The sequence below is a fragment of the Kitasatospora sp. MAP5-34 genome (genome assembly GCF_029894335.1).
Lineage (GTDB): Bacteria > Actinomycetota > Actinomycetes > Streptomycetales > Streptomycetaceae > Kitasatospora.
The window spans coordinates 80633-105439 of the sequence record NZ_JARXZC010000001.1 but is presented as its reverse complement, the minus strand read 5'-3'; the positions used below and the strand labels follow the sequence as shown (position 1 = coordinate 105439).

Below are 24807 nucleotides of genomic sequence, written 5' to 3'. Positions count from 1 at the left end.
GCCCGGGGCCCGCTCGTCGTGCCCCGGGCCGGTCACCAGGATTTCCGGCGACCTTGGGGAAAGCAATGGACCCGACTTCTGTGGATCTGGACAAGCCGCTCAGAGTTCACCCGTTGACCTATCTCGAAGAAGGCGACGAGGTCACCGTCGGGCGAGCGGACATCAATTCCTACGGCCTTTTCCCCACCGACGGCGCCGCACTGCTCAGGCATCTTGAAGAAGGGCATTCACCGAACGAATCGGCCCGTTGGTACGCCGAGCAGTTCGGAGATCAGGTCGATATACTCGAATTCCTCGAAGTGCTGACGGAATTCGAGCTGCTGGTGCAGGACGGCGAGGAGGCCGCCGAGGCCGCCCCGGTGCGTTGGCAACGGCTCGGCCGGGCGCTCTTCTCCCCCGTCGCCTGGGCGGCGTACGCGCTCCTCACGGGCGCCGGTGTGGTGGCCATGGTCCGTGACCACAGTCTGGTGCCGAGCTACCAGCACTTGTTCTTCACACGATCCTCGCTGGTGCTGCTGATGCTCGGGATCGTGCTCGGCCAGGTGCCGTGGATTCTGCTGCACGAGGCCTTCCACGCGCTCGCCGGACGGCGGCTCGGACTGAACTCGACGCTCCGGATCAGTCGCAGGTTCTACTACGTGGTTTTCGTGACCTCACTGGACGGCCTGGTCGCGGTACCGCGCCGAAAGCGGTATCTGCCGATGCTCGCCGGCATGCTGCTGGACGTCCTGGCGATCGCCGCGCTCACCCTCGGGGCCGCCGCCCTGCACTCGGCCGGCGGCTTCGGCGGCCTGGTCGGCAAGCTCTTCCTCTCGATGGCCTTCGGCGTGGTGCTGCGCCTCGCCTGGCAGTTCTACTTCTTCCTGCGCACCGATCTGTACTACCTGGCCACCACCGTGCTGGGCTGCAACGACCTGCACACCGCCGCCCGCCAGTTGATAGCCAACCGGGTCAACCGGCTGCTTGGCCGACGCGACAAGCTGGTCGACGAGGCCGACTGGCACCCCCGCGACGCCGCCGTCGCCCGCTGGTACTCGTGGCTGATGGTCGCCGGGTACGCGGTGCTGACCGTCCTGCTGGTCACCGCCGTCGTCCCGGCGGCGATCAGCATCACCCGGCTCGCCCTGCACAAGCTGGGCGCCGACCTGTCACCGCTGAACATCTTCGACGTCTGCCTGTTCCTGGTGCTCAACTTCGGCGAGCTGGTGCTCGCCGGGGTCCTGGCGCTCCGTCAGTACCGTCGCCGCGCCCGACCGACCGTCGCGTAGCGCGACGTCGTCTCACCGAGGAGGAATCCCCCATGGACGACGCACTTCCCCGCCACCTCTGGATCCTCGGCGGGCTGCGCACGGACCGGTCCGCGCTGGCGGCTACGCTGGAGCTGCCGCCCGCGCTGCTGCCGCCGGTGGACGCCCACCTCAACCTGCGCGGCCCGTACACGGCGGCCGGCACCCTGGCCCGCGCCCTGGTACCGGAGGCGCTGCACCGGGACCCGGCAACCGTACGCCGGTACGACATCGAACTCCTGTCGATAGCACCTGAGTTGAGCAGCATCCTGCCCAACTCCCGGGAGACGCTGACCTCCATGGCGATCCCCACCGAGCGGACCAGGTTCTACGCCCGGCTGCGCACCCGGCGGATCTCGCACGGCCTGGTCGAGTTCCTGCACTCCTGCCTCCGGGCGGACAGCCCGCGCACGCTGGTGGTGGAGAACGTCGACCACGCCGAGCACACCGACCTGGAGTTCCTCGCGGCCCTGGTCCGCCGCACCGACCCGGCCCGGCTCCGCGTGGTGCTCTGCTCGGCGGGCGACACCCTGCCGGACGAGCAACTGCTCGCCGACCTGCGGGCCCACACCGAACAGCTCAGCGCCGTCCGGGCGGAGAGCTCCTGGAGCGGTACGGACGCCGCCTGGGCGTACGTCAGCACGGACGGCACCAGCGACCTGCCCGCCCTGCTCGACGCCTACGCCGACCTCGACCCCGCCGCTCGCGCCGCCCTGCACGACCGGCGGGCCGCCGAACTGACCGCCCTGGACCAGCAGTCGCTACGCCTCGGCGCGATCCCGTACCACCTGGAGCACGGCAGCGACCCGGCCGGCGCAGGCGTCAAGGCGCTGTACGCCGCGCAGGATTACTGTGTCTGCATCGGCTTCTACCAGGCCACCGTCGGCTACGGGCAGCGCGGGCTGGCGCTGATCGACCCCCGGGAGTCGGAGCACCAGTGGTGGGCCGTCGCGCTGGAACTGGGCCTGGCGCTCTCCATCCTGTCCCGCACCCACGAGGCGATGCGGCTGTACGACGAGGCCCGGCTGGTCTCCACCCGCCCGGCCGTCCACATGGCGGCCGCGTACTCGACCGCGATGCTCTACACCCGGCACAACGAACCCGAGGAGCGCGACGAGAAGTTGGCCAAGTCCTGGCTCAACTCGGCGATCGCCACAGCCTCGTTGCTGGAGGACCGCAGCGAACGGGCCTTCCAGAGCGCGTTCTACCGGAACGGCAAGGCGCTGGTCGAGGTCAACCTGGGCGACCTCGACGAGGCGTTGCGGCTGGTGAACGAGTGCGTCGCCTCGCTGGACGAGCTGCTGACCCCCGACGAGCACCGGCTGCACCGCTCGGTGCTCAAGAACAACCGGGCCCGGGTCTACCTCGGCCTCGGACGGCTGGACGAGGCGCTCGCCGACTACGCCGTCGTCATCGAGCAGGACCCCAACCACGCCGAGCACTACCTCGAGCGCGGCAACATCCTGCGCCGTCTCGGCCGGCCCGAGGAGGCCGCCGCCGACTACCGGCGGGCCATCCAACTCTCCCCGCCCTTCCCGGAGATCTACTACAACCGGGCCGACCTGCTGCTCGGCGAGGGCGACACCGAAGGCGCGCTCGCGGACTTCAGCTACGTCCTGGAGCTGGAACCCGACTTCGTCGACGCGTACGTCAACCGGGCCGGCATCCACCTGGAGGCGGGCGACCTGGCGGCGGCCGAACAGGACGCCGTCGACGGCCTGCGGCGCGACCCGGAGAACCCCTACCTGCACGCGGTGCTCGGGCAGGTGCGGGCCGAGCGGGAGGAGTTCAAAGCCGCCCAGGAGTCCTTCGACCGGGCGGTGACCGCCGACCCCGGCATGATCACGGCGCTGGCCGGCCGGGCCACCGTCGCCTACCGGACCGGCAACCTGACCGCCGCCCTGGCCGACCTGGCGCATGCCGTCGAGCTGGAGCCGGACGATCCGGCGCTGCGCTACAACCGGGCCTTCGTCTACCAGGACACCGGCCGCTGGGACGAGGCGCTGGCGGACCTGACCACCGCGTCCGCGCTCGCGCCCGAGGACGAGGACATCGCCTCGGCCCTGGAGATCTGCCGCCGCATGGTGGCCTCGGCCCGATGAGCAACGACGACGGACCCTCCGGACACCGGGCGCTGCGGGAGGTGCTCGGCCGCTACGCCACCGGCGTGGCGGTCGTCACCACCCGCCACCTCGGCCGGGCCGCCGGACTGACCGTCAACTCCTTCACCTCGGTCTCGCTGGACCCGCCGCTGGTGCTCTGGTGCCTGAACCGCGCCTCCGCCAATCGCCCGGCCTTCACCCTCAGCCCGCACTTCGCGGTCCACGTGCTCGCCGCCGACCAGCGCCGGCTGGCGGTACGGTTCGCCGGGCCGGGCGACCGCTTCGAGCGGCTGCGGCCGCTGTCCGGTCCGTACGGCCTACCGCTGCTGGAGGGCGTCCTCGCCACCCTGGTGTGCCGCCGGGAGCAGGTGATCACCGCCGGGGACCACGTGATCCTGACCGGTACCGTCCTGGAACACCGCGCGGAACCGGGACCACCCCTGCTCTTCCTCGACGGCCGGTTCCACGCCGGCCCCCACCCGGCGGCCGAGAACACGCACGCGGGCCTGCTCCCCGCACCTCCGGGAGCGGGCTGAGCCGGGCACCCTGGCTCAGAGGTTGGTGAGCTTCTCCCCCTTGAGGTCCTGCAGGGTGTGGTCCACGCAGACCGCAAGGATGAGCAGCAGCGTGGTGTCCTGACGGCTCATCACATCGACCGCGTAGGCGTCCCGGAGGCTGAACCAGCGCCGGGAGATGTGGGCCAGGGTGGTTCCCTCGTGCTGGATGTCGAACTCCCGGTCCCAGAAGTTGCCGACTATCCGCAGCCGTCGCCCGTCCCGCAGCCGGACCTTGAAGCGGTCCCCGAAGAGCTTGAAGATCCGCTTGCTGATCCGCGCCTCCACCACGCCGTCCTGCTTGATCAGGATGGTGTGGTGGAAGGTGAGGGCCTTCTTGACGATGCTCGCCACCTGCTCGCCCTGGGTGTCCACGAAGGCGAAGGTGCCCCGCAGCCGGAGCAGCTTCCGGTTGACCTTGTACACCTTCTCCCGGTGCTCGGTCTCGATCCACGCCTCCTCGTGAAAGGCGAACATGCGATCACGTATCAGGTAGCGCATGGGTAGGGGCCCCCGTCCAGCTCGGTCCTGCCACCAGGTCGGTGGCACTGTGTCGCCCCCGAGCCTAGTTGGGGGCGCCGGAACGGAACCGGAGGGGACACCTGGGCGGCTGCTCACCGGAGGTCGGGCCGGACGTCGGACCGGGGCACGGCCTGCGGACCGGGGGCCTGACCGGTGGTCAGCCGCCCAGCAGGAGCTTCTCCAGGGCCTCCCGGGCCCGGGCGTCGGAGCGGGCGCGTTCGGCGAGCGAGGAGGCCAGCGCCATCGCCCACTCGTCCAGCGGCACCGGCTTGCGCGAGAGCACCACGCCCCGGACGACCGTGGCGATCTCACCGGCCGGGCGGCCGTGCGCCAGGGTCAGGACGAGCCGCCGGTCGTCCAGCGAAACCTCCAGCTTCTCGACCTTGCCCGCCCGGCCGGCGAGCCGGTCGCTCATGCTGCGCCTGCGCTCCAGCGCGACCGCGCCGGGCGGCAGTGCCTCGGCCAGCGCGCCGGTCAGGACCTGGGCGTAGACCTCCAGATCGGCCGAGTCGCGGCGCAGCGCCGCCGCCAGCAGGTCGATCGAGGTGCCCGAGTCGGCAGGACCGGTGCCGGGTGCGGCGTCGCCGGGCAGCTCCGGCGGCCGGCCCGCCCCCTCCGGTACGCCTGGCAACGGATCGTGCTCACTCATGGGATTCCCTGCACTCTCGTACGTCGATGACCGAATTCCCGCCCTGTGGTGGAGGCGCGGGCGCGCCTCCACAACGTGTGTTACCCGTCCAGGCTGAGCACCATCGTCGGGCGCTCGATCTCGTGGTCCTCGCGCAGCGGTCGCACGGCGGTGCCGATCGAGAAGAACTCGGTGGTGTGCCCGCCCCAGCGGTGGTTGTGCGCGTTGAGCTGCACGCCCACCACGCCTTCGGCGTGCAGCGCCTCGGCCTCGGCCTGCATCCGCGCCATCGCCAACTCGCGGGCGTCGTAGAGCGCCTGGGTGAACTGCTCGATCTCGACGTTCTTGCCCATGTTGGAGAAGACCGCGCCCATCTTCTGGTGGGCGATGTGGTAGACGCAGGTGCCCATCACCATGCCGAGCGGCGCGTACCCCGCGCGGATCAGCGTCCAGAAGTCCTGGCCCGAGAGGTCGGAGGTGAACGGCTGGCCCTTGTTGTTGAGCCAGCTGGTGCCGCCCGGCGCCGGGCGGTCCGCCTTGACGGCCGTGCCGATGGCGATGAACTCGGCCACGTCGTTGCCGAACTCCCGGGCCTCGACGGTGAGTCGGACACCGACGATGCCGTCCGCCCCGAGTGCCGCCGCCTCCGCCTCCATCCGGGTCATCGCGAGCTCGCGCGCGTGGTACATCGCCTGGCTGAGCGTCCCCAGCTCCTGGTTCTTGCCCCAGCGGCCGATCTGGATGCCCACGTGGTAGATCGAGCTGCCCAGCACCAGGCCGATCGGCTTGAACCCGGCCTCGCGTACCAGCAGGAACTCGTTCACCGACAGGTCGCTGGTGAAGATCGATCCGGGCTTGCCCGGTTCCATCTCGGCGAGTCGGCGCATGGCGTCGGCCGGGACCCCCTGGGCCGTCGGGTCGAGATTCGTCATCTGACTACCCCTTTGTCCACTCTGTCCACTTGAACGTACTGATCTGACGGTTGGTTGCCCGACGCACGCGCTCAGCGGCTCCGGGCGGGCCGGTCACCCCTGACCGCCCACGTCGTTCAGCTCCTCGACGAGCTTGCGGTACTCCAGGCGGTCCCCGTACGGGCTGGACGCCACCGCCGCCAGCCGTTTGCGCAGCCGGTCGCCCCGGTTGCCCAGCGGCATCACCGTGAGGGTGGCGGGCCGGGTCTTCTTCGCCTCGAACCGCGCGATGGTGGTACCGACCATGGTGGCCTCGGCGACGTGGTCCTCCTGCTCCCCGGACGAGTTGAGACGACCGGCCGCCCGGAGGCAGCTCTCCCGCCAGACCCGCAGCGAGCCGCTCGCCAGGACGACCCCGTCCCCGCCCAGCCGCGCACCCTGCCGCTGCAACTGCCCCCGGGCATCGGCGCGGACGTCGTGCACCAACTGGCTCCACCCGGTGACCTCGACGTTCTGCCAGGAGTACGACTGGGACTGCGTCCGGTAGTCGTCGTGGCGGACCCCGACGGACATGCCCACCAGCAGCTCCACCGGCACCCAGCCCGCCATCACCAGCTTGGCGAAGCCCTGGCCGTCCAGGTGCGAGGTGAACGGGGTCTTCGGCCGTACCGGCCCCTGGGCCCGGACCGCCGTGCCGATCACCTTGAACTCCAGGCAGTTCGGCTGTGCCGGGAAGGGCTCCATCGTCAGCTCGGCGGCGACCACGCCGTCACCGCCGAGCGCGGCGCACTCGGCGGTCATCCGGTCCAGCGCGGTACGCCGGGCCTGTTCGAACACGTCCACAAGCGCGGCGGACGGCGCCCCCTGACCGGAGAGCGCCACCGGCGCGGGGCCCGCCCCGCCGCCGAAGCTGTAGCCGAAGCCCGCCCCGGGGTAGAGACAGTCGTGGTAGCCCCAGTACCGCCCGCTGCGGCCGACGTGGTAGACGGCCGAGCCCATGACCTGCCCGACCGGTTCGAAACCGACGCTGCGGACCGCCGCGAACTCACCCGTGGAGAGTGCGGAGGACCACGTCCCGCTCCCCCGCACCTCGGCCATCCGCTCCGCCGCAGCCGGCGGCAGCCCGCTCCCGCTCCATGACTCCGACACCTGTCATCCACTCCCATCCGGCGCATGACCGCAGACCCGACCACTGGCACATTAGCCTGCGTGTTTCGCTCCGCTCGGCCCGGCTCGTGATCGGGCGGGTGTTCGTGGCCGGCCAGGGGTCGGTCGGCGGGCAGGCAGGAGGGTCGCCAGTGGGGGACGCGAGCGCCCACGTACTGTCCGTACGACTTCCGTAAGCACGTCGAAGCCGCTCGGGAGGCCCTGCGGGCGGTCTGATGGACCGGTGAACGACGACACCTCCCGCCGCAGGCCGTACGACATCCCGCTGCCCACCCCGCCGGACGCCCTCCGGCGCGGGCCGCTGCGCGAAGGCACCTTCCGGTCGGCCCTGCACGACCCGCGCACCGCCGTGGTGCTCGGCCGCTGGCTCGGCGCCGCGCTGCTCACCTGCTTCCTGACCGGCCTGTTCAGCCATCTGCTTCAGCAGCCGCCGAGTTGGCTCGCCAACCGGCTGCCGAGCCGCCCGGTCAGCGGGTACCAGATCACCCAGGGGCTGCACGTGATCAGCGGCATCGCCGCGATCCCGCTGCTCGGCGCCAAGCTCTGGGTGGTCTATCCCAAACTCTTCGAATGGCCGCCGGCCCGCAGTGTCGGCCACGCGCTCGAGCGGCTCGGGATCGCGGTGCTGGTGGCCGCGATGCTGATGGAGCTGTTCACCGGGCTGCTCAACACCCTGCAGTGGTACGTCTGGCCGTTCCCGTTCCGCCAGACGCACTTCTGGGTCGGCTGGCTGGCCACCGGCGGGCTACTGCTGCACATCGCGGCCAAGGCGCCGCTGATCGCCCGACACTGGCGGCGGGTCAGGCCCGGCCTGGCGCAGCGCCGGGCGTTCCTCGGCGCGGTGACCGCCTCGGTGGCCGTTGTCACGCTCACCACCGCCGGGCAGACCGTGCCGTGGCTGCGCCACCTCGACCTGTTCGCCCCGCGCCGCCCGGACCTCGGCCCGCAGGGCCTGCCGGTCAACCGCACCGCCGCCCAGGCCGGCACCACCACGGCGCCCGCCGACTGGCGGCTGCGGGTCGACGGCCCGCAGCCGTACGAACTGACGATGGATCAGCTGCTCGCGATGCCGCAGTACGAGGCGGAGTTGCCGATCGCCTGCGTGGAGGGCTGGAGCGCCACAGCCCGCTGGGCGGGAGTCCGGGTGGCCGACCTGCTGGCCCGCGCCGGCGCACCGGCGTCGGCGCGGCTGCGGGTCACCTCGCTGGAGGCGGACGGCCCGTACCGGGTGATGGACATGCCCGCGACGTACGCCCGCGACCCGCTGACGCTCCTCGCGCTGCGGGTGAACGGACAGGTACTCGACCCCGACCACGGCTACCCCGCCCGGATCATCGCACCCAACAGGCCCGGCGTCCTGCAGACCAAGTGGGTCGCCCGGATGGAGATCCTCTGATGCGCACACTACGGACACTGCTCGCCCTGGCCGGCCTGGGCCTGACCGGGTTCGGCCTGTACGGGATCGCCACCGACCACTACATCGACCTCGGCCACCACCCGTTCGACATCCTGCGCTGGGCCATCGGCGGACTGCTGATCCACGACGGCCTGTGGGTACCGCTGACCTGTGCACTCGGGGCCACCGTCGCCCGCAGCACCCCCGTCCGCACCGGCCTCATCCTCGCCGCCGCCGTCACCGCAGTCGCCCTGCCCGCCGTCCTGCGGGCGGGCGTGGACCACGGCAACCCCACCCTCCTGCCACTCCCCTACCTGCGCAACTGGCTCCTGGCCCTGGCCGCGATCACCCTCCTCACCGCCGGCTGGGCAGCCCTGCTGCACCGCCGCCGAAGGCGCCGCTGACACCGCACGCCGCGTGACACCACAGTGGGCCCCCGGCAACCGCTCGAGGTGCCAGGGGCCCACCCGGGGACCTCAGTACTGCGTGGTGACCGTGACTCCACTGAACGTGGTGTCGGCGTACAGGCTGATGTACCGGTAGCCCGCCGTCGTGTTGGTGACGGTGAGGCTCTGGGCGGTACCGGAGGTGTCGTAACTCCAGCTCCATCCGCACTCCCACGCGCCCTCGCAGTGCAGCCGAGTTGCATGGTAGTCAGAGAAGCGGCTCAGGGGGTGCGTGAGTGCACCGAGGGACGGTCAGGCTTCGCCGGCGTGCCGGATGGCGTCCAGCACGATGTGCGCGATGTGCTCGTCGGTGAGCGAGTACTCGATCTCGCGGGATCTTCGGTGGGCGGTGACGATCCGCGAGGTGCGCAGGACTCTCAGGTGCTGGGAGACCAGCGGCTGGCTCACCCCGAGCGCGTCCACGAGTTCGTGGACCCGCCGGCGCCCGCCGGCGAGTTCGCGCACGATGCCCAGGCGCACGGGTGCGGCCAGTGCGCGCAGCAGCTCGCTGGCGGCCTGCAGGTCGGCGTGCGGCTCGTCCTGCCGGTCGGTGTGCGAATCGTCCTGCCGGTCGCCGGGGGCTGGATGCGTGGCCATATGCATACCTTAATACCTGGGAATGGATGTCATCTCCCCTCGACCGGGACGGAAACGCTCCGACCGGAACGCTCCGACCGGAACAGCGGAAGGCGGACCGACCCCGAGGGTCGATCCGCCTTCCAGCCTCCCGCCATGCGTCAGTGGTCGTCCCAGTGCCCCTCGTGGCCGGCGTGGCGGTGCCCGTCGTGGACGTAGTCGACGTGGTCCTCGTGCGGCACGGCGACGTGGCCGCAGCCCGCGCCGTGCTCGTGGCCCTCATGCCCCTGGTGCATCGCGTGCTCGGTGACCGCGCACTCGTCCACGTGGCCGTCGTGCACCCGGTGGATGTGGCTGTCGTGCGCGTAGTCGACGTGGTCGCCGTGCGGAATGGCGACGTGGCCACAGCCCTCGCCGTGAACGTGCGGGTGGTCGGCGTGCGTCTCGTGCTGCGTTGCGGTGGACATCCGGGGACTCCCTCTCGTATGTGTCGCCACGCCGGCTACCGGCACACAACTGCGGTGCGCGGCATGGCTGCTGCGCAGAACATCTACGAGTCAGCATATAGCAATGTGTGCATGTGTTGCACCCACGCCACCACAGTGAAGTGCGTGCCCCCGGTGCGGGAGATCAGCTGCCGGCGTCCGCCGCCACGCAGCCGACGCAGGTGCCGGCCAGTTCCACCGTGTGCTGGACCTGTGCGAAGCCCGAGGTCCGGGCGATCTCGTCGGCCCAGGCCTCGACCGGGCCCGAGTCCACCGGGACGCTGAGGCCGCACCGACGGCAGATCAGGTAGTGCCGGTGGTCGGTGTCGGGGCGGTAGCGGAAGAGCCTCTCACCGTTGACATCGCGGACCACGTCGGCCCGGACGGCGGCGGCGAGTGCGGTGAGCGTGCGGTAGACCGTGCTCAGGCCGACCCGGGAGCCGGCCGCGAGCAGGCCGGCGTGCAGCAGCTGGGCGCTGATGAACTCCTCGCAGCCGGCCAGGGCTTGCAGGACCTCGGTGCGTTGCGGCGTCGGCCGCCCGATCAGTTCGACCTCGTTCGGTGGCGCGGGCGGCCGCGCGGCATCGACCGCTCGGCTACCGCCGAAGCGGCTGGCGCTCCCGGCTGCCCTGCGGTCGAATGCGGCGGCGAGGGCGGAGACGCCCCGGTCGTTCATGTTCTTCCCCCGTGAGCCCACCATCGTCAGGCCGCTACCGGGCGAGCGGCTCGGCTCGGGCGGATCAGGAAGGTCGCGGCGTAGACCGCGCTCGCGGTGGCCATGATGGCGAAGCTGGGCGGCAGCTTGGGCGCTTCGGCACTGAGCAGCAGGCCACCCCACATCTCGCCGACCGCGAGCCCGGCGGAGAGCGCGAGTGCGTGGAAGGGCCGGTTGGTGAGGCGGATCGCGGCACCGGCCGGGGCGGCGAGCAGGCCGAGCAGCAGCAGCGAGCCGACGGCCTGGGTGGCCTCACCGGCGGTCGCGCCGACCAGGGCGAGGAAGCCGAAGCCGAGCAGCCGTACCGGGACGCCGCGCGCCGCCGCAACGGCCTCGTCGAGGGTGGCGAACAGCAGCGGGCGGGCGATCAGCAGCAGGACCACGGAGATCGCTGCGGCGATCAGCACGGCGAGCTGGGTCTGGCCGCTGCTCAGGCCGAAGATCGAGCCGAACAGCACGGTGGTGCCGGCGCCGCCCTGGGCACCGCTGCGGGAGGTGGTGTAGATGGTGAGGAAGAAGGCGCCGAGGCCGAGGATCCACGCGAAGACGCTGCCGATCACCACGTCGTCCGGGCGGCCCCGGCGGCCGATCCCGCCGAGCAGCAGTCCGACGCCGACGGTGGCGGCGAACAGGCCCAGGCGCAGGTCGTAGCCGCCGGCCAGCGCCGCCATCGCGCCGGTGAAGGCGACATGACTGAGCGCGTCGCCGGTGAAGATCTGGGCGCGCAGGACGAGGAAGTACCCGACCAGCCCGCAGGCGAGTGCGATGGCGGTGCCGGCCAGCAGGGCGTGCTGGAAGAAGGGCTGGGTGAGCACGTTCATGCCGCACCCCCGAGCCCGAACGAGGACCCCCGGGTACGGCCGAGCGCGCCGTGCAGGGCGCGGCCGAGGTGGGCCAGGACGTAGCCGGTGAAGGCGATGGTGGTCACGAAGAATCCGAGCGGGTAGGGCTGGTAGTAGGCGGCGATCAGCCCACCCCAGCAGCAGGCGAGGCCGATCAGTGCGGCGAGCAGCAGGCTCAGCCCCGGGCGGCCGGTGAGCTGCTGGGCGGTGGCGGCCGGCACCACCATCAGCGCGAAGACCAGCAGGGTGCCGGTGATCTGGCTGGCTTCGGCGGTCGCGGCACCCAGTAGGACGAGGAACAGGGCGGACAGCAGGCGCACCGGCACCCCGCGCCCGGCCGCGACTTCGGGGTCGACGGTGGCGAAGAGCAGCGGACGCCCGATGACGGCCAGGACGGCGAGCACGACCGCGCCGACGACCGCGAGCAGCAGCACCTGTCCGGTGGTGATGCCGAGGAAGCTGCCGAACAGCAGCGCGGTGGGGCCTTCGAGCAGGCCCTTGTACAGGCTGATGAACAGGTAGCCGCAGGCCAGCGCGAAGGCCTGGACCGTCCCGGTGACGGCCGACTCCTCGGCTCCGGCGTCCCGGCCTTTGCGGCCGAGCGCGGCGATGACCAGGGCGGCGGCCACGCAGAAGCCGAAGTAGCCCAGACTTGTGCTCACGCCGACCAGGATCGCCAGTGAGGCACCGGGGAACGCGGCGACGGACAGCGTGTGCCCGGCGAAGGTCTGGCGGCGCAGCACCATGAACCAGCCGACCACCGCGCAGACCACGGAGACGATCGCGCCGGCCCGGAAGGCGTTGACCATGAACGGGTACGCCCACATCTCCTGGAAGTCGGCGAGCAGGTTCCAGGAGAAGACGGGCGAGTTGGCGTCAGCCAGCAACATGGCCGCCACCCCCCGTCCCGGGCTCCGGGTGCCGGTCGCTGTGCAGCGCCGGGGCCTCGGGCTGGCCGACCACCACGAGCCGGCCGTCGCTGGTGCGCAGCACCTCGATCGGCGTCCGGTAGAGGCGGGTCAGCGTCTCGGAGGTGATCACCTCGGTGGGTGTGCCGGCGACGGCGCCGCCCTCGGCGATGTAGACGACCCGGTCGAGGTGGTGCAGGATCGGGTTCACGTCGTGGGCGACCATCACCACCGACACCTGCTCCTGGTGGCAGATCCGGCCCAGCAGGGCGGCGATGGCACTCTGGTTGGGCAGGTCGAGGCTGTCCAACGGCTCGTCCAGCAGCAGGACTTGGGGCCTCCGTATCAGCGCCTGGGCGATCAGCAGCCGCTGCTGCTCGCCGCCCGAGCACTGGCCGATCGGCCGGTGGGCGTAGGCGGACGCGCCGACGAGTTCGACGACCTCCGCCACCCTCTCGCGGGCGGCCTGGCGTCTGGCGCGGCCCAGACCCGGGACGGGGATCCCCCAGCGGTCCCCGTCCAGGCCCAGCCGCACCACGTCCACCCCACGGATGCGCACGCTCGCGTCGAAACTGCGCCGCTGCGGCAGGTACCCCACGGCGCCGCTGCGCGCGCCCGGCGCCCCGCCCAGCACCCGCACCTCGCCGGCCGCCGCCGGCAGCACCCCGAGCAGCACCTTCACCAGGGTGGACTTGCCGACCCCGTTGGGGCCGAGGACGGCTGTGAACTCCCCGGCCCCCACGGTCAGATCGACACCCGACCACAGGGTCCGCCCGCCCACCCGCACGGCCACGCCGCGTAGCGACAGCACCGGATCGGGCTCGGGCTGCTTCGCCGCCGCCATCGCTGGGACCTCTTCGGTCGGGTGGATGCTCACTTGCCCGTCGCCGCCTTCAGCGCGTCCGCGATGCCCTGCAGCTCCTGGGTCTGCCAGTCCTGGAAGGTGGCGCCGGCCGGGGCGAGGGTCTCGGTGACCTGGGCGACCGGGATGCCCTGTGCCTTGGCGGCGTTCACCTGGGCCACCACATCGGGATTGGAGTTCTGGGTGTTGTACACGTAGATCTTGATCTGCTTGCCGGAGATCTGCTGGTCGATGGTGGCCTTGTCGGCGGCGGTGGGGTCGGTGCCCTCGCTCTCCGCGGACAGGAACGTCGCGGGCGTCATCATCTTCAGGCCCGTGCTCTCCGCGAGCGGCGTCACGATCGACTCGGACGCACCGATCGGGGTACCCGCGTACTTCGCCTTGATGTCCGACTCCAGCTGGTTGTACTTCGCCAGCGTCTGGGTCTCGAAGGTCTGCTTCTGGGTGTCGAAGTAGGCCGCGTCGGCCGGGTCTATCTTCTTGTAGTCGGCGATGACCTGGTCGATCACCTTGTACAGGCTGTCGTGCGAGTACCACTGGTGCGGGTTGTCGCCCTCCTTCTTCCCCACCAGGTCACCGACCTTCAGCGTGGTGCGGCTCGGCGCCGGGTTGGCCGCCAGCAGCTTGTCCGACCACGCGTCGTACCCGATCCCGTTGGTGATCGCGTAGTCCGCACCCGCGATCGTCCGCGCGTCGCCGGCGGTCGGCTCGTAGGAGTGCGGGTCGGTGTCCGGGTTGGTGATGATGCTCGTCACCTTCACGTGCGAGCCGCCGAGTTGGGTGGCGATGCTGCCCCAGAAGTTCTCCGCCGCCACCACCTGGATGGTATTGGAGCCGGCCGCAGCGGACGGACTCGCCTTCGCCGTCGAGGAGGACGTCGAGCAGGCACTGGTGGCCGCGAGCGCGGCGACGGCCGCGGCGCTCAGCACGAGGCGAGCGGGGTGTCTGCGGACGGAACGGGGAAGGACGGCGCGCATGGTGAGGGTACTCCTCTGAGAGCTGCGGACCCCTGTGACAGGGCCCGCCTCGGCTGGACGATGCCAACGCTAGTCAGAAATGATTTTCAACACCAGTCCGATCGGCGTTGAGATGACAATCATTACCGAATCTTGACGCAGCCCGCCGCCGCCCTGTCGCCTGACCACCACCTGGCCGCCGCGTCGAGCCGCGCATCAGCTCTCCACCGTCGTCGGCGCCGACCAGATCCTCGTCGTCGACGGCGGCCGGATCACCCAACGCGGCGCCCACACCGACCTGCTGGCCGAGCCCGACGGGCGCTACGCCCGGATGTGGCGCACCCAACTCGCGGCGCGCAGCTGGCATCCGAGCGGGAGTGCGGCAGGCTGACCGATCCTCAGGACGACCCGGCCACTCCTCGCGTGGCGGCAGCCAATCGCACAAAATCGATCAGCCAAAGACATAAGTCAGCAACAAGTCTGTTGATATGTCACATGTGCAATTACAGTTCCCCATGGTGCGCATCCCCCACAGCAACGGTGAGGAACTCCCGGTGAACCCCATGCTCCGCAGCTCGCGTCGCCAGATGCGACGGTCCGTCAGAACAGTTGCCGTCACGGTCCTCGCGGTGCTGGCCGCCTCGGCCACGACACTCCCCGCGCAGGCCGCCCCGCAGCCCACCTCTGCGTCGGCCGCCGTGCAGCCGTCGGACGGCCGTTCCGTCACCGTGCACGTGGGCGGCAAGGACGTCCAGGTGCAACTCAATCCCCGCGCCGGCATCATCCCGATGCGCGGACAGCACACCGCTCCGCCCGCCGCACCACACCAGGCCGGCGCCGCCACCGTCTTCCCGCCCGACTGGCCGACCGCCGGCCTTCAGTACCGCTCCGGACCGGTGGCGACCGCCCCCAAGGTCTACCTGGACTTCTGGGGCAGCCAGTGGTATGCCAACAACCCCAACGAGAACGCCGTCGAGGGCTACCTGCAGGCCCTCTTCACCGGCCTCGGCTCGCAGAACGACACTTGGTCGACCGTCACCAGCCAGTACACCGACGGCCACGGCAACGCGCCGAGTTTCAACGGCCAGGTCCTCGCCGGTGCCATGGTCGACACCAGCAACCCCGTCCCGGTCTGGGCCCAGCAGGCCGACATTGCGGCCGAGGCGCAGAACGCGGCGCAGCGCTTCGGCGTCTCCGGCCCCAACGTGAACATCATCGTCGTCAGCCCGAGCGGCACCCACCCGGACTTCTTCCCGAAGCACGGGTTCTGCGCCTGGCACAGCTGGACCGGCCAGGTCGGGTACACCAACCTGCCGTTCGTCCAGGACGCCGGCTCCATGTGCGGCGCCAACTCCGTCCAGAGCCCGATGGACGGCTTCAGCATCGTCGCCGGCCACGAGTACGCCGAGACGATCACCGACCCCCAGCCCACCAGCGGCTGGGTGGACCCGAGCCGCGAGGAGATCGGCGACCTGTGCGCCTGGAACCACGACAGCCTCGTCACCCTGGGGCCCTGGAACTTCGCGATGCAACCGCTCTACAGCAACCGCGCCGGCGGGTGCGTCCTGTCCTCGAAGTGAGCGACTGACCCAACCGGCGCCGCCAGGACCTCGCGCACCGATGCGAGGTCCTGGCGGCCTTCGCGTCCTCTCGGGGCCGCACGCGGGGGACTCGTCAAGGGACGTGCAGGCACCTCGGACCGTGCCAGCCGGAAGGCTCTTGGGCCGATCGTCAGGGTGCGACCTTCTGGTAACGGAACGACGTGTATCCATCGGAGTCGGAGTAGATCCCGGCGGCGATCGTCGAGGTACCGAAGTTATTGACCCGCTTCACCTCCAGTCGGATCGCTGTCGGCGCATTCACCGTGATGCGCTCATTGATCGGGGAAGTCGCGTTTTTTCCGTATTGGGCGGCTCCCCGGTTTCCATCGATGATCTGGCTGACGAGCCGCTCACTGTGCGGCAAGGCGGTATCCGACGTGGCGTTCCAGAGCCGGGCGACGATGAACGCGTTGACGGGGGGAACGCTGTCGAGCTGTCCGCGGATGTCCACGTCGAGTTGGTACGTGCCGGCCTCCGGGAGCGTAACTTCCAGGCCAGTGTTGGTCCAGGCGCCGGATGCGGTCAGCTGCAGGTCGACGGTGGTCGACAGGTGGACGATGCCTCCGCTCGCCGGCGGGGTGCCGACGTGGAAACGCAGGGGCGCCTGGGTGTTGAGGCCGATTACGAGACCGTCCGGCTGCTGCACGTGATCGCCCGGTGCGGCATTCTGCAACGCCTGGACGTCGACCGAGTAGAAGCCGTTCTGCCTCTGCGCACCGGGGGTGAGGTTCACCGTGTGCTCGAACCGCAGCACCCGGCCGTCCCACTGGTACGGCAGATCGGTGTTTGTCCCATCGGCCTCGTTGATGTAGTGGACCGCGCCGGGCTGAGGGAACGTCACCCCCGGCGGGAACGTGACCCTGATCGTTTCCAGCCCGCTGAACGGGACATCCGAATCCACGTCGATCGTGAACGACGCCTTACCCCCGGGCAGCAGGTCCCGCGGAGCGGGATTCCCCTGATTGATGAACAGTGTCACTTCTCTTCTCCTGTTCCGAAACGTACCGTCGCCGATTGGGACGGGAGTCAAACTATCGTGCCGACCATCCCCGCCGTGCCAGCTTTCGGCGAGCAACGGACGGAAAATAGCCACATCAAGCCAACCCTTTTCCCGGCCACGCGATCACCTGGCCAGGAACTGACACCGGAGGAACTACCACCGCCCCGATTACACGTCAAGAGGACCCCTACCAGCACCTTATGAATGCCGTTTATCATTTGCCCAGCGCATATCTATTCATCATTCAGTGAGCGATTTGGCGCGATTCACTCACCTACGCTCAGGACTTCCAGGTAGCGGGCGAGCTGGGTGTCGGTGATGCGGTCCCAGTCGAGGTGGCGGACGGTGTCGGGGCCGGCGGCGCCGAGGGTGGCGCAGCGTGCGGGGTTGTTGGCGAGGTGGGTCAGTGCTTCGGCGTAGGCGGTGATGTCGCCCGGGGTGACGCGTACGCCGACTCGGTCGGTGACCAGGGTGCGTAGGCAGGGGATGTCGAAGGCGAGCACGGGGGTTGCGGTGGCGAGGGCTTCGGCGGCGACCATGCCGAAGGTTTCGTAGCGGCTCGGCATGCAGACCAGGCGTGCGCCGGCGAGGAGGTCGAAGCGGGCGGTTCCGTCGACCCTGCCGAGCCAGTGGACCCGGTGGGTGATGCCGAGTTGCTCGGAGAGGGCGCGGGCGCTCCGGGCGTGTGGGCCGTCCCCGGCGATGAGCAGGTCGGCGGTGATGCGGGGCGCCGCCTGGGCGTAGGCGCGCAGCAGGAGGTCCAGGCCCTTGGAGGTGGTTTCGAGGCGGCCGAGGTAGAGGAGGTCCTCCCGGGCCGGTACGCGCTGTGCGGTGAACGCGGCGGGGTCGAGGCCGTTGGGGACGACCGTGACGTGGGCGGCGGGGTTGCGGGTGCGCAGTTCGGCGGCGAGGTCGTCGCTGACGGCGATGAGGGAGGTGTGCGAGCGCAGTCCGCTGCGCTCGACGAGGTGGAAGGGGAGCTTGTACTCGCGGGCTTTGTCCGCGGCGAAGAGCCACTGGACCAGGCCCACGGTCGGGCGGCGGGTGAGGTAGGGGACGCAGACGGAGGAGAAGGGGGCGGCGAAGTCCTCCACGACGAGGTCCGGGTCGAAGCGCCGGGTCAGCCACCACAGGGTGGCCACGATCGCGGCGAAATAGGCGAGTTGGGAGGCGAAGCGGCTGCGGGCGAGCGGGCCGAGGTGGGCGGGCAGCGGCAGGTAGCGGACGCCGTCGCGGACGGTCGCGGTGCAGCCGGGCCAGGGTGCGCACAGGACGGTCACCTCGATGTCGCGGGCTGCCAGGCGCCGGTTCACCTCGTGGGTGCGCACCGAACCGCCGCCCGCACCGGGGCGTCGGGGATCTTCGAAGCCCAGGTGCAGCACCCGGTACGGGCCTGGCCGGCGGCGACGCGGACGGAGCGACACTGCGGCCGTCGCGAGCACGGCGCTCGCGCCCAGGGCCCACAGCACAGGGTGCACCCGCAGCGCGAACAGGGCGCACGCGACGGCAGCTCCCGCCGTGAGTGGGAGCGCCGCCCCGGCGGCAGGGCTGAGCCCGCTGACCCGGCGGCGGGCCGACGTCACGACGGCCACGGCGGTCGCGCCGGTGATGGCGGCGGCGCTCCACGCGAGCCGGGTGGGACTCTCGGCGGTGCAGGCGAAGGCGATGCCGCCCAGCAGACAAGCGGCACCGAGCACGGCGACCACCGGTCGGACCGGGCCCCAGGCCTGGAACACGGTGGCGACCAGGGTGATGGTGGCTCCGGCGAGACCGGCCAGGGCAAGTGGTGGCAGGAGGGCGGCTGACGCGGCGTAGGGTCCGGGTAGGACGAGGGCGAGTACGGGGGCCGGGCAGGTCGCCAGGACGACGGTGACGGCGGTGTTGCCAGTCCAGTGCAGTCGGAGCATGGCGCGGAACTCGTGGCTGCCGGTACCGGGACGCTTCGCCGCGAGCCGGGGGAAGACGACCGTGGCGAGGGCGGTGGCGAGGAACAGCGGGATGCGTGCCAGCACGAGCAGCGACTGGTACGGCGCCAGAGCGGCAGAGCCGTGCCGCACGGCGGCGCCGACCACGACGTCCAGTGTGAGCAGCAGGCAGACCAGGACCTGGATGCCACCGATGGCGGCGGCCTGCTGCCACAGGCCGGTGCGGCGCTCCCCGGCGACGTCGACGACGTCGGTGACGTCGGTGACGACGGTGACGTCGTGGCCCTCGTCCGCACCCACCGACTCGCCGGGCGGGACAGGACGACGGGTCAAGTCGCCTCGCATGGCCGTGAGTCCGGCGACGGAGGTGACTGCCGCCCCGACAGCGAAGGCGCCGACCGCCCCGGCGCTCCCCCACCCCGCGAGGACGGCCCCGACGGCGGCCGCGATGCGCACCGCCACCTCCGTCACCCGCAGCACGGCGAGGCGGCCGAAGTCCTGGCGGCCCTGGAGGTAGCCCGCGCCGGCGGAGTTGACCCAGATCGCCACGCACGCGGCGGCGATGGCGGCCAGCAGGCCCGGTCCGGCGTAGGAGGCCACCGCGCCGCACGCGGCGACGGCGCACAGGACGGACAGCGCGCAGGCGAGCCGCAGGCAGGCGCGGACCGAACGTCGGCGCCGGGCACTGCCGTTGGAGGTGACCGCGACTTCGCGGGCCAGCACCCACGGCACCGTCGCCCCGGCCAGGATCCCGACCGTCAGCAGCACGGAGGCGGCGGCCGCGTAGACCGCGTAGTCGGCGGGCGCCAGCAGATGGACCAGCAGGAGCGAGAGCCCGTAGTTGCCCGCGCCGACCAGCAGCGCGGAGAGGGTGAGCAACACGACCGAGCGGTCCGGGACTTGGCCGCGCGCCGTGGTGGGAGCGGCCTCGGCCGGGGCTGCGGGCTCACCGGTCAGGGTGCTTGGAGTCGTGGTCATTCCGGCCTCCCGTTCTGCGCGGCAAGCAGGGCGCGAACGTCGTACACGCGCAGCGCACCGACAGTGGGGCCGGGCTCGCTGTGGACCAGGGGGGCTCGCCGTTCCAGCGTGGCGAGCAGCCCCGGTGAGATGCGGGCGTACCCCTGGGCGACGAGCTCGGTGGACAGCACGACGTAGTCGACGTGGTGGTCCTCGAGGTCGCGCACGGTACGCCAAGTTCCGCTCTGGGCACCCCGGATGAGGAACGGGGGCGTCTCGTCGGTGGCCGCCACCGTGCTGCCGCCGGGCAGCCGGGCATCCGTCCACGCGACGGTACGCCAGTAGGCGTCGTCGTGACGGCTGTGGACGCGCGCCCAGACCCCGCCGTCCACGACCAGGGCGGCTGCGGTGAGCAGCGCGACCACCACGGCGGCGCAGACCGGCCGTCGACCGCCGCCGGCTCGACTGCCGCCGGCTCGGACGGCGGCGGGTCCGCGCAGCGGGGCCGGCAGCGCCAGGTCGGCGGTGAGGGCGAGGGCGGCCGTGCTGCTGACCACCAGCGGGTAGAACATCTGCTCCTCCAGGGTGCCCACCGCGACCGCGTACAACAGGTAGCCGAGCGTGCAGGCGGCCCAGGCGGTGACCACGGACCGTCCGGGAGCGTCGGCGAAGAGCCAGGGCCGCCGGGCCCGGCACCAGAGCAGCCACACCGTGGCGGCGGTGCCCAGGGCGATCAGCAGGTAGGGGACGCCGAACTGGCCGAGGTCGGCGATCAGCCGGTCGGTGAAGCTGACCTGGCCGTCGTGGCTGTTGAAGCCGGTGATCTGCTTGGCGCCCAGGGCCCGGGCGATGCCGTCGGTCTGCTGCGCCCACAGGGGCGCCCAGTTGCCGGTGGCCGAGGCCACCACCACGTAGACGCCGTAGCCGGCCGCCGTCAGGGCGGCGGCGGTCAACCGCATGCGACGCAGCGGTCCCCGGGCGGAGCAGGCGAGCAGCAGCACCGGTACGAACGTGACCAGGGCGTACGGCTCCTTGGTGGTGACCGCGAGTGCGAACAGCAGCCCTGCCCCGGACCCGACGGCGGTACGACCACGGGGTGTCGTCGCAGTGTGGGCCAGGACCAGCAGGCCGAGCACGGCGGCCGCGTTGGCCTGGGCTTCGAGCATCACGCGGCTGTCGAACAGATTGAGGAACGGGTCGACCGCCAGCAGCAGACCGGCCGCCAGCGCGATCGGCGCCCGGACGATCCGGCGCAGCAGCGCGGTCACCGCGACCACGGTCACCGACCCGGTGACGGCGATGACCGGCCGCAGGGCGAACACCGACTGCAGCAGATCGGCGTGTCGACCGCCGCCGACGCGCAGCGCGCCGGCCAGCACCGCGAACAGTGCCGGTGGGTGCAGCGCGAAGAACTGGCCCTGGAACGTGAGACCTTGGCCGGCGGCGAGGTTCCGGCTGATCGTTGTGTAGTACAGCTCGTCGACGAACACGTCGTACGACCGGTCGATGAACGCCAGCCTCAGCACCAGGGCCAGGGCGAACAGCGCACCGAAGGTGGCAGCCCAACGAAGCTTCCTCGTCGGGGACTTCGAGGCAGCCGCAGGTCGCGGCCGACGCAGCGGAGGGTGCTGTTCCCAGCCGAGGGTGTCGGCGTGACGGGCGAGGCGCACCGTCAGGCGTTCGTCACCGGTGTCGACGCCCAGGCGGGTGAGAGCGGTCTCGGCGTCCTGCTCGTCGGCGCCGACCAGGAGCAGCGCGGTCTCGGGGCCGGCGGTGTCCACCAGGTCGGTCGCGCGCAGCAGCCCCAGGTCGACCCCCTCGACCATCTCCGCAGGCAGGGTGACCACCGCACACGCGTCGCTCGGAGCGCGTCGTTCCTCGCGCGGGAGGCGGTGCAGCCGCCTCTCCTCGCCCGTGAGCGCGGCGAGCAGATGAGCCGTCGTCGCCGCCCAGCTGAACCGGCCCGCCCAGGCCCGGCACGCCTCGTCCCAGGAGGCCGCCCGCTCGGGGTCCTCCACCGTGCGCAGGGCCTTGACGAGCGCGGCGGCCAGGTCCTCGCCCTCGGCGAGCAGCCAGCCGGTGACGCCGTCGCGGATCGTGTCGCGCAGACCGGGCACGTCGTAGGCGATCGCGGGCACGCCGGCCGCCGCGGCCTCCATCACAGACAGGCCCCAGCCCTCCCCCAGCGAGGCCGTGGCGGTGATCCACGCCGAGTCGACCAGCGCGTCGCGCTGCGCCTGCGACACCCGACCGTGCAGGACCACGGCCTCGGCGACTCCGAGTCCGGCCACGAGCCGCTCCAGGTCGTGGCGGGTGTCACCGTCGCCGATGATGTGCAACTGCACGCCCGGCAGGTCGCGTTGGATCGACGGGACGGCGCCCACCAGCTGCTCGACGCGTTTCTGCGTGACCAGCCGGCCGACGCAGACGATGCGCGGGTGCGCGGCCCTGGCACGCGAACCGGCCACAGGCCGGTCGAGGTCGGCGGGGGCCAGGCCGCAGGGCGCCAGGTGCACCGGTCCGCGCAGCGACAGCTGCCTACGGATCTCCGCACGCGAGGACGGCGAGACCGCACACACCACCCGCCTGCCGTACACCAGGGCGCTGCCTCGATCCTCCAGCCAGCGCCCCAGAGCAGCGATCGGGCCCGGGAACCAGAGCGCGAACTGGCTCTGGTGGACGTGGTGGATGAGTAGCACGACCGGGGTACGGCGGCGCAGCACCAGCGGGGTGAAGAACGGGATGCCGTTCTGGGAGTCGATCACCCCGTCCACCCGGCGGCGGTGCGCCAGCAGCCAGAACAGGACGAAGAGGTAGACGGTCAGCCGTCCGCCGCCGCGCACCACCGTCCCGTACGCGGTGTCCTCCCGGCGTGCCGTGCCTCGTGGCCGGGAGGTCAGACAGGTGACGCGCACCCCCGTCTCGTGCAGCTGCCGGGCGGTCTCCTCGCAGTACAACTCCGCCCCGCCCGCCTGCGGATGCCGGCCGTCGCGCCAGTTGCAGACGACGACATGACGGCCACGCCACCACGTGACGCCCGGGAAAGCCCTTCGCAGGCCCTCCTCCGAACTCGCCTGCACGCTCATCCGGCTTCCCCCGCCGGACGTGACGCCAGACCTGACACGGTGCGATGCAATCGCCACAGCTCACCGGCCACCCGGCGGCCGTCGCTGAACGACCGGAAGCTGGAGCCCTGTTGGTCACTCCAGACCACCGGAAACTCCGTCATCGCAAGCCCCAGCGCCCGCGCGCGGGCGATCACCTCCAGGTCGAAGGCGAAACCGGCCGTCGTGACCTCGGCGAAGACCAACCGCGCGGCCTCGGCCTCGAAGAACTTGAAACCGCACTGCGTGTCCGCGACCGGGCCGGACAGGCGGCGCGTGAGCAGCCGGAAGCCCACACCGCCGACCCGCCGCAGCACGGGCTGGCGAACCGGAATGCGAGCGCCGGCACAGCGACGCGAGCCGATGACGACCCGCCAGCCGCCTTGCAGCAGCGCGAGCGCGTCGTCGATGGCGGGCGCCGGGGTCGCCAGGTCCGCGTCACAGAAACCCACCCAGCGGGCGCGCGAGGTGACCATCCCCCGGGCCACGGCCGCGCCCTTCCCCCGCCGCGAACAGCCCACCACGCTGACCGGAATCCCGGACGCGGCCAACCTGTCCACGCACTCGGCCGTGCGGTCGCTACTACCGTTGTCGACGACGCGTAACGCGGTGGTCAGCGGTAAGCGCCACAGGTGGTCGGCGAGGGCCTGCACAGTGGCCGCCAGGCGGTGTTCCTCGTTGTAGGCGGGGATGACGAGTTCGAGATCGACGACGGCGACCGGGCTCGTGCCGGCTGCGGGCAGTGGTGGTGGGGCGGACTCCGGCCGCTGCTGTGTGCGTATGACGTCCAACGCGGTTCTTCCTCTTTCTGCGGTTCTGCGGTTCTGCGGTCATGGTGAAGCCGGCAGCCTCGTTCGGTGAGGCTGCCGGCTCGATGGGCACTGCTTACCGCCGCGGTGGGGCTCCACCGATCACGAGGAAGGAGAAGTGCCGGTCCGCGAGATTGCCGGTCTGGTCGCCCGTGTAAATCCTGACGTAGTGCGGCAGGATGTCGCGGGCCTGGACGTTGTCCAGGAGACTGCCGTGGCTGTATATCGTCGCCAGAACGGCCACCCTGGAGATGAACGGGTTGTCGAAGATGATGTCGTAGACCCCGGGCCCCTGCTTTTTGACCTGGAAATCACCTGAACTCGAGTCCGCTTGGATCACACCCAGATCGTTGACGAGTCCGTACACCCGCTGCTCCACCGGGGGCAGCGGGGGCGGGGTTCCGATGAGAATGCGCAGCTCCGCCGTGACGCCGGCGATGCTCAGCGCGTTCGGCTGCACCCGTTCGCCCGGTGCAGCACTCGACAGAGCCTGGATGTTGATCGAGTAGAACCCGTTCTGGCCCGGCGTGCCGTCGTTGAGGTGTAACGCGTGCTGGAAGCGCAGCTGCTTGGTGTTCGGGTCCCACGTGGCCGGCAGAACGTTGTTGACCGTTCCACTGGCCGCGATGTAGCGGACCTCCCCGCCCGGCTGAGGGAACGCCAGCCCCTCCGGGAACGTGACCGCGATCCACTCCGCCTGGCCGCTGATCGGGACGTCCGAACCCACGTCGATCGTGAACGACGCCGTACCCCCCGGCAGCAGATTCTGCGGAAACGGATGTCCCTGCTTGATGGTGAACGCCATTTCTCTTCCCCTACCCCTACGTCGTGCCGCCGATTGCGACAGATTGACAGTACGGCATCAGTTCGGGCCGTCAACTAAACGGTCATTAAATAAATGATTGCAGCACTGATATCCGGACAGTGGATCAATGAAAGCCGGCTCAAACCGCCAACGAACAGGCATTCGTGCGATACGTCCATTTCCAACCTTCGTCAAGACGGTCGCCAGCAGCGCACTTACGACCGTCGCCATCCGCCGCACCGGGGAAGAT

22 protein-coding genes and 1 pseudogene are annotated in these 24807 nt (G+C 70.9%); 7 read left to right on the top strand and 16 right to left on the bottom strand.

Going from position 1 to position 24807, the window contains the following annotated elements; all coding sequences use genetic code 11:
* The first annotated feature begins 113 nt into the window (after positions 1-113).
* The 3 genes from P3T29_RS00515 to P3T29_RS00505 are packed head-to-tail and all read left to right on the top strand — an operon-like array spanning position 114 to position 3924.
* Positions 114-1268 carry a hypothetical protein gene (locus P3T29_RS00515; protein ID WP_280714161.1) on the top strand — a complete coding sequence of 385 codons (1155 nt, stop codon included), beginning with the start codon at positions 114-116 and terminating at the stop codon, positions 1266-1268.
* 32 nt (positions 1269-1300) lie between these two features.
* Entirely contained in the window at positions 1301-3388 is a 2088-nt protein-coding gene (locus tag P3T29_RS00510; RefSeq protein WP_280714160.1) for a tetratricopeptide repeat protein, read from the top strand.
* Positions 3385-3924, top strand: a complete 540-nt coding sequence (locus P3T29_RS00505; protein ID WP_280714159.1) for a flavin reductase family protein — start codon at positions 3385-3387, stop codon at positions 3922-3924. The genes P3T29_RS00510 and P3T29_RS00505 overlap by 4 nt, the downstream gene beginning before the upstream one ends.
* Before the next feature lie 15 nt (positions 3925-3939).
* On the opposite strand, the gene P3T29_RS00500 is transcribed toward P3T29_RS00505, so the two are convergent.
* The 4 genes from P3T29_RS00500 to P3T29_RS00485 all read right to left on the bottom strand — a co-directional run bounded on the left by P3T29_RS00500 (position 3940) and on the right by P3T29_RS00485 (position 7152).
* Positions 3940-4419 carry an LURP-one-related family protein gene (locus tag P3T29_RS00500; protein ID WP_280714158.1) on the bottom strand — a complete coding sequence of 160 codons (480 nt, stop codon included), beginning with the start codon at positions 4417-4419 and terminating at the stop codon, positions 3940-3942.
* A gap of 202 nt (positions 4420-4621) precedes the next feature.
* Complete coding sequence (locus P3T29_RS00495) at positions 4622-5113, bottom strand: hypothetical protein (RefSeq protein ID WP_280714157.1); 492 nt, start codon at positions 5111-5113, stop codon at positions 4622-4624.
* 80 nt (positions 5114-5193) lie between these two features.
* Entirely contained in the window at positions 5194-6024 is an 831-nt protein-coding gene (locus tag P3T29_RS00490) for a heavy metal-binding domain-containing protein (protein WP_280714156.1), read from the bottom strand.
* A 93-nt stretch (positions 6025-6117) separates the two neighbouring features.
* The gene (locus P3T29_RS00485) at positions 6118-7152 is read right to left on the bottom strand and encodes a heavy metal-binding domain-containing protein (RefSeq protein ID WP_280714155.1); all 1035 of its coding nucleotides are present in this window, start codon (positions 7150-7152) and stop codon (positions 6118-6120) included.
* Positions 7153-7471: 319 nt separating this feature from the next.
* On the opposite strand from P3T29_RS00485, the gene P3T29_RS00480 reads away from it, so the two are divergent.
* Both P3T29_RS00480 and P3T29_RS00475 read left to right on the top strand, forming a co-directional pair.
* Positions 7472-8566 carry a molybdopterin-dependent oxidoreductase gene (locus tag P3T29_RS00480; RefSeq protein ID WP_280714444.1) on the top strand — a complete coding sequence of 365 codons (1095 nt, stop codon included), beginning with the start codon at positions 7472-7474 and terminating at the stop codon, positions 8564-8566.
* On the top strand, positions 8566-8970 hold the full coding sequence (locus P3T29_RS00475; RefSeq protein WP_280714154.1) for a hypothetical protein: 405 nt from the start codon (positions 8566-8568) through the stop codon (positions 8968-8970). The genes P3T29_RS00480 and P3T29_RS00475 overlap by 1 nt, the downstream gene beginning before the upstream one ends.
* 294 nt (positions 8971-9264) lie before the next feature.
* Here P3T29_RS00475 and P3T29_RS00470 read toward each other — a convergent pair whose 3' ends face one another.
* From P3T29_RS00470 to P3T29_RS00440, 7 genes are all read right to left on the bottom strand, one after another.
* Positions 9265-9609 (bottom strand): metalloregulator ArsR/SmtB family transcription factor, encoded by a 345-nt coding sequence (locus P3T29_RS00470; protein ID WP_280714153.1) that lies wholly within the window; start codon positions 9607-9609, stop codon positions 9265-9267.
* Positions 9610-9749: 140 nt separating this feature from the next.
* Entirely contained in the window at positions 9750-10055 is a 306-nt protein-coding gene (locus P3T29_RS00465; protein ID WP_280714152.1) for a hypothetical protein, read from the bottom strand.
* Between the two features lie 163 nt (positions 10056-10218).
* Positions 10219-10749, bottom strand: a complete 531-nt coding sequence (locus tag P3T29_RS00460) for a transcriptional repressor (RefSeq protein ID WP_348532779.1) — start codon at positions 10747-10749, stop codon at positions 10219-10221.
* Positions 10750-10775: 26 nt separating this feature from the next.
* Positions 10776-11609 carry a metal ABC transporter permease gene (locus tag P3T29_RS00455; protein ID WP_280714151.1) on the bottom strand — a complete coding sequence of 278 codons (834 nt, stop codon included), beginning with the start codon at positions 11607-11609 and terminating at the stop codon, positions 10776-10778.
* A complete protein-coding gene (locus P3T29_RS00450) occupies positions 11606-12520 on the bottom strand; it encodes a metal ABC transporter permease (protein ID WP_280714150.1) in 915 nt (304 codons plus the stop codon). Before P3T29_RS00450 ends, P3T29_RS00455 begins: the two co-directional genes overlap by 4 nt.
* Positions 12507-13415: a metal ABC transporter ATP-binding protein gene (locus tag P3T29_RS00445; protein ID WP_280714149.1), complete on the bottom strand. Its 909-nt coding sequence runs from the start codon at positions 13413-13415 to the stop codon at positions 12507-12509. Before P3T29_RS00445 ends, P3T29_RS00450 begins: the two co-directional genes overlap by 14 nt.
* Positions 13412-14377: a zinc ABC transporter substrate-binding protein gene (locus P3T29_RS00440; protein WP_280714148.1), complete on the bottom strand. Its 966-nt coding sequence runs from the start codon at positions 14375-14377 to the stop codon at positions 13412-13414. Before P3T29_RS00440 ends, P3T29_RS00445 begins: the two co-directional genes overlap by 4 nt.
* Positions 14378-14567: 190 nt before the next feature.
* On the opposite strand from P3T29_RS00440, the pseudogene P3T29_RS00435 reads away from it, so the two are divergent.
* Together P3T29_RS00435 and P3T29_RS00430 are read left to right on the top strand one after the other, a co-directional pair.
* A pseudogene (locus P3T29_RS00435) lies at positions 14568-14747 on the top strand (hypothetical protein); the annotation flags it as partial.
* Positions 14748-14871: 124 nt separating this feature from the next.
* On the top strand, positions 14872-15936 hold the full coding sequence (locus P3T29_RS00430; protein WP_280714147.1) for a hypothetical protein: 1065 nt from the start codon (positions 14872-14874) through the stop codon (positions 15934-15936).
* 151 nt (positions 15937-16087) lie between these two features.
* On the opposite strand, the gene P3T29_RS00425 is transcribed toward P3T29_RS00430, so the two are convergent.
* From P3T29_RS00425 to P3T29_RS00405, 5 genes are all read right to left on the bottom strand, one after another.
* Entirely contained in the window at positions 16088-16936 is an 849-nt protein-coding gene (locus tag P3T29_RS00425; RefSeq protein WP_280714146.1) for a hypothetical protein, read from the bottom strand.
* A gap of 287 nt (positions 16937-17223) precedes the next feature.
* Complete coding sequence (locus tag P3T29_RS00420) at positions 17224-19860, bottom strand: glycosyltransferase family 4 protein (protein ID WP_280714145.1); 2637 nt, start codon at positions 19858-19860, stop codon at positions 17224-17226.
* Positions 19857-22925, bottom strand: a complete 3069-nt coding sequence (locus tag P3T29_RS00415; RefSeq protein WP_280714144.1) for a glycosyltransferase — start codon at positions 22923-22925, stop codon at positions 19857-19859. Before P3T29_RS00415 ends, P3T29_RS00420 begins: the two co-directional genes overlap by 4 nt.
* Complete coding sequence (locus P3T29_RS00410) at positions 22922-23734, bottom strand: glycosyltransferase (RefSeq protein ID WP_280714143.1); 813 nt, start codon at positions 23732-23734, stop codon at positions 22922-22924. Before P3T29_RS00410 ends, P3T29_RS00415 begins: the two co-directional genes overlap by 4 nt.
* Before the next feature lie 94 nt (positions 23735-23828).
* Positions 23829-24557 carry a hypothetical protein gene (locus P3T29_RS00405; protein WP_280714142.1) on the bottom strand — a complete coding sequence of 243 codons (729 nt, stop codon included), beginning with the start codon at positions 24555-24557 and terminating at the stop codon, positions 23829-23831.
* Positions 24558-24807: the final 250 nt, after the last annotated feature.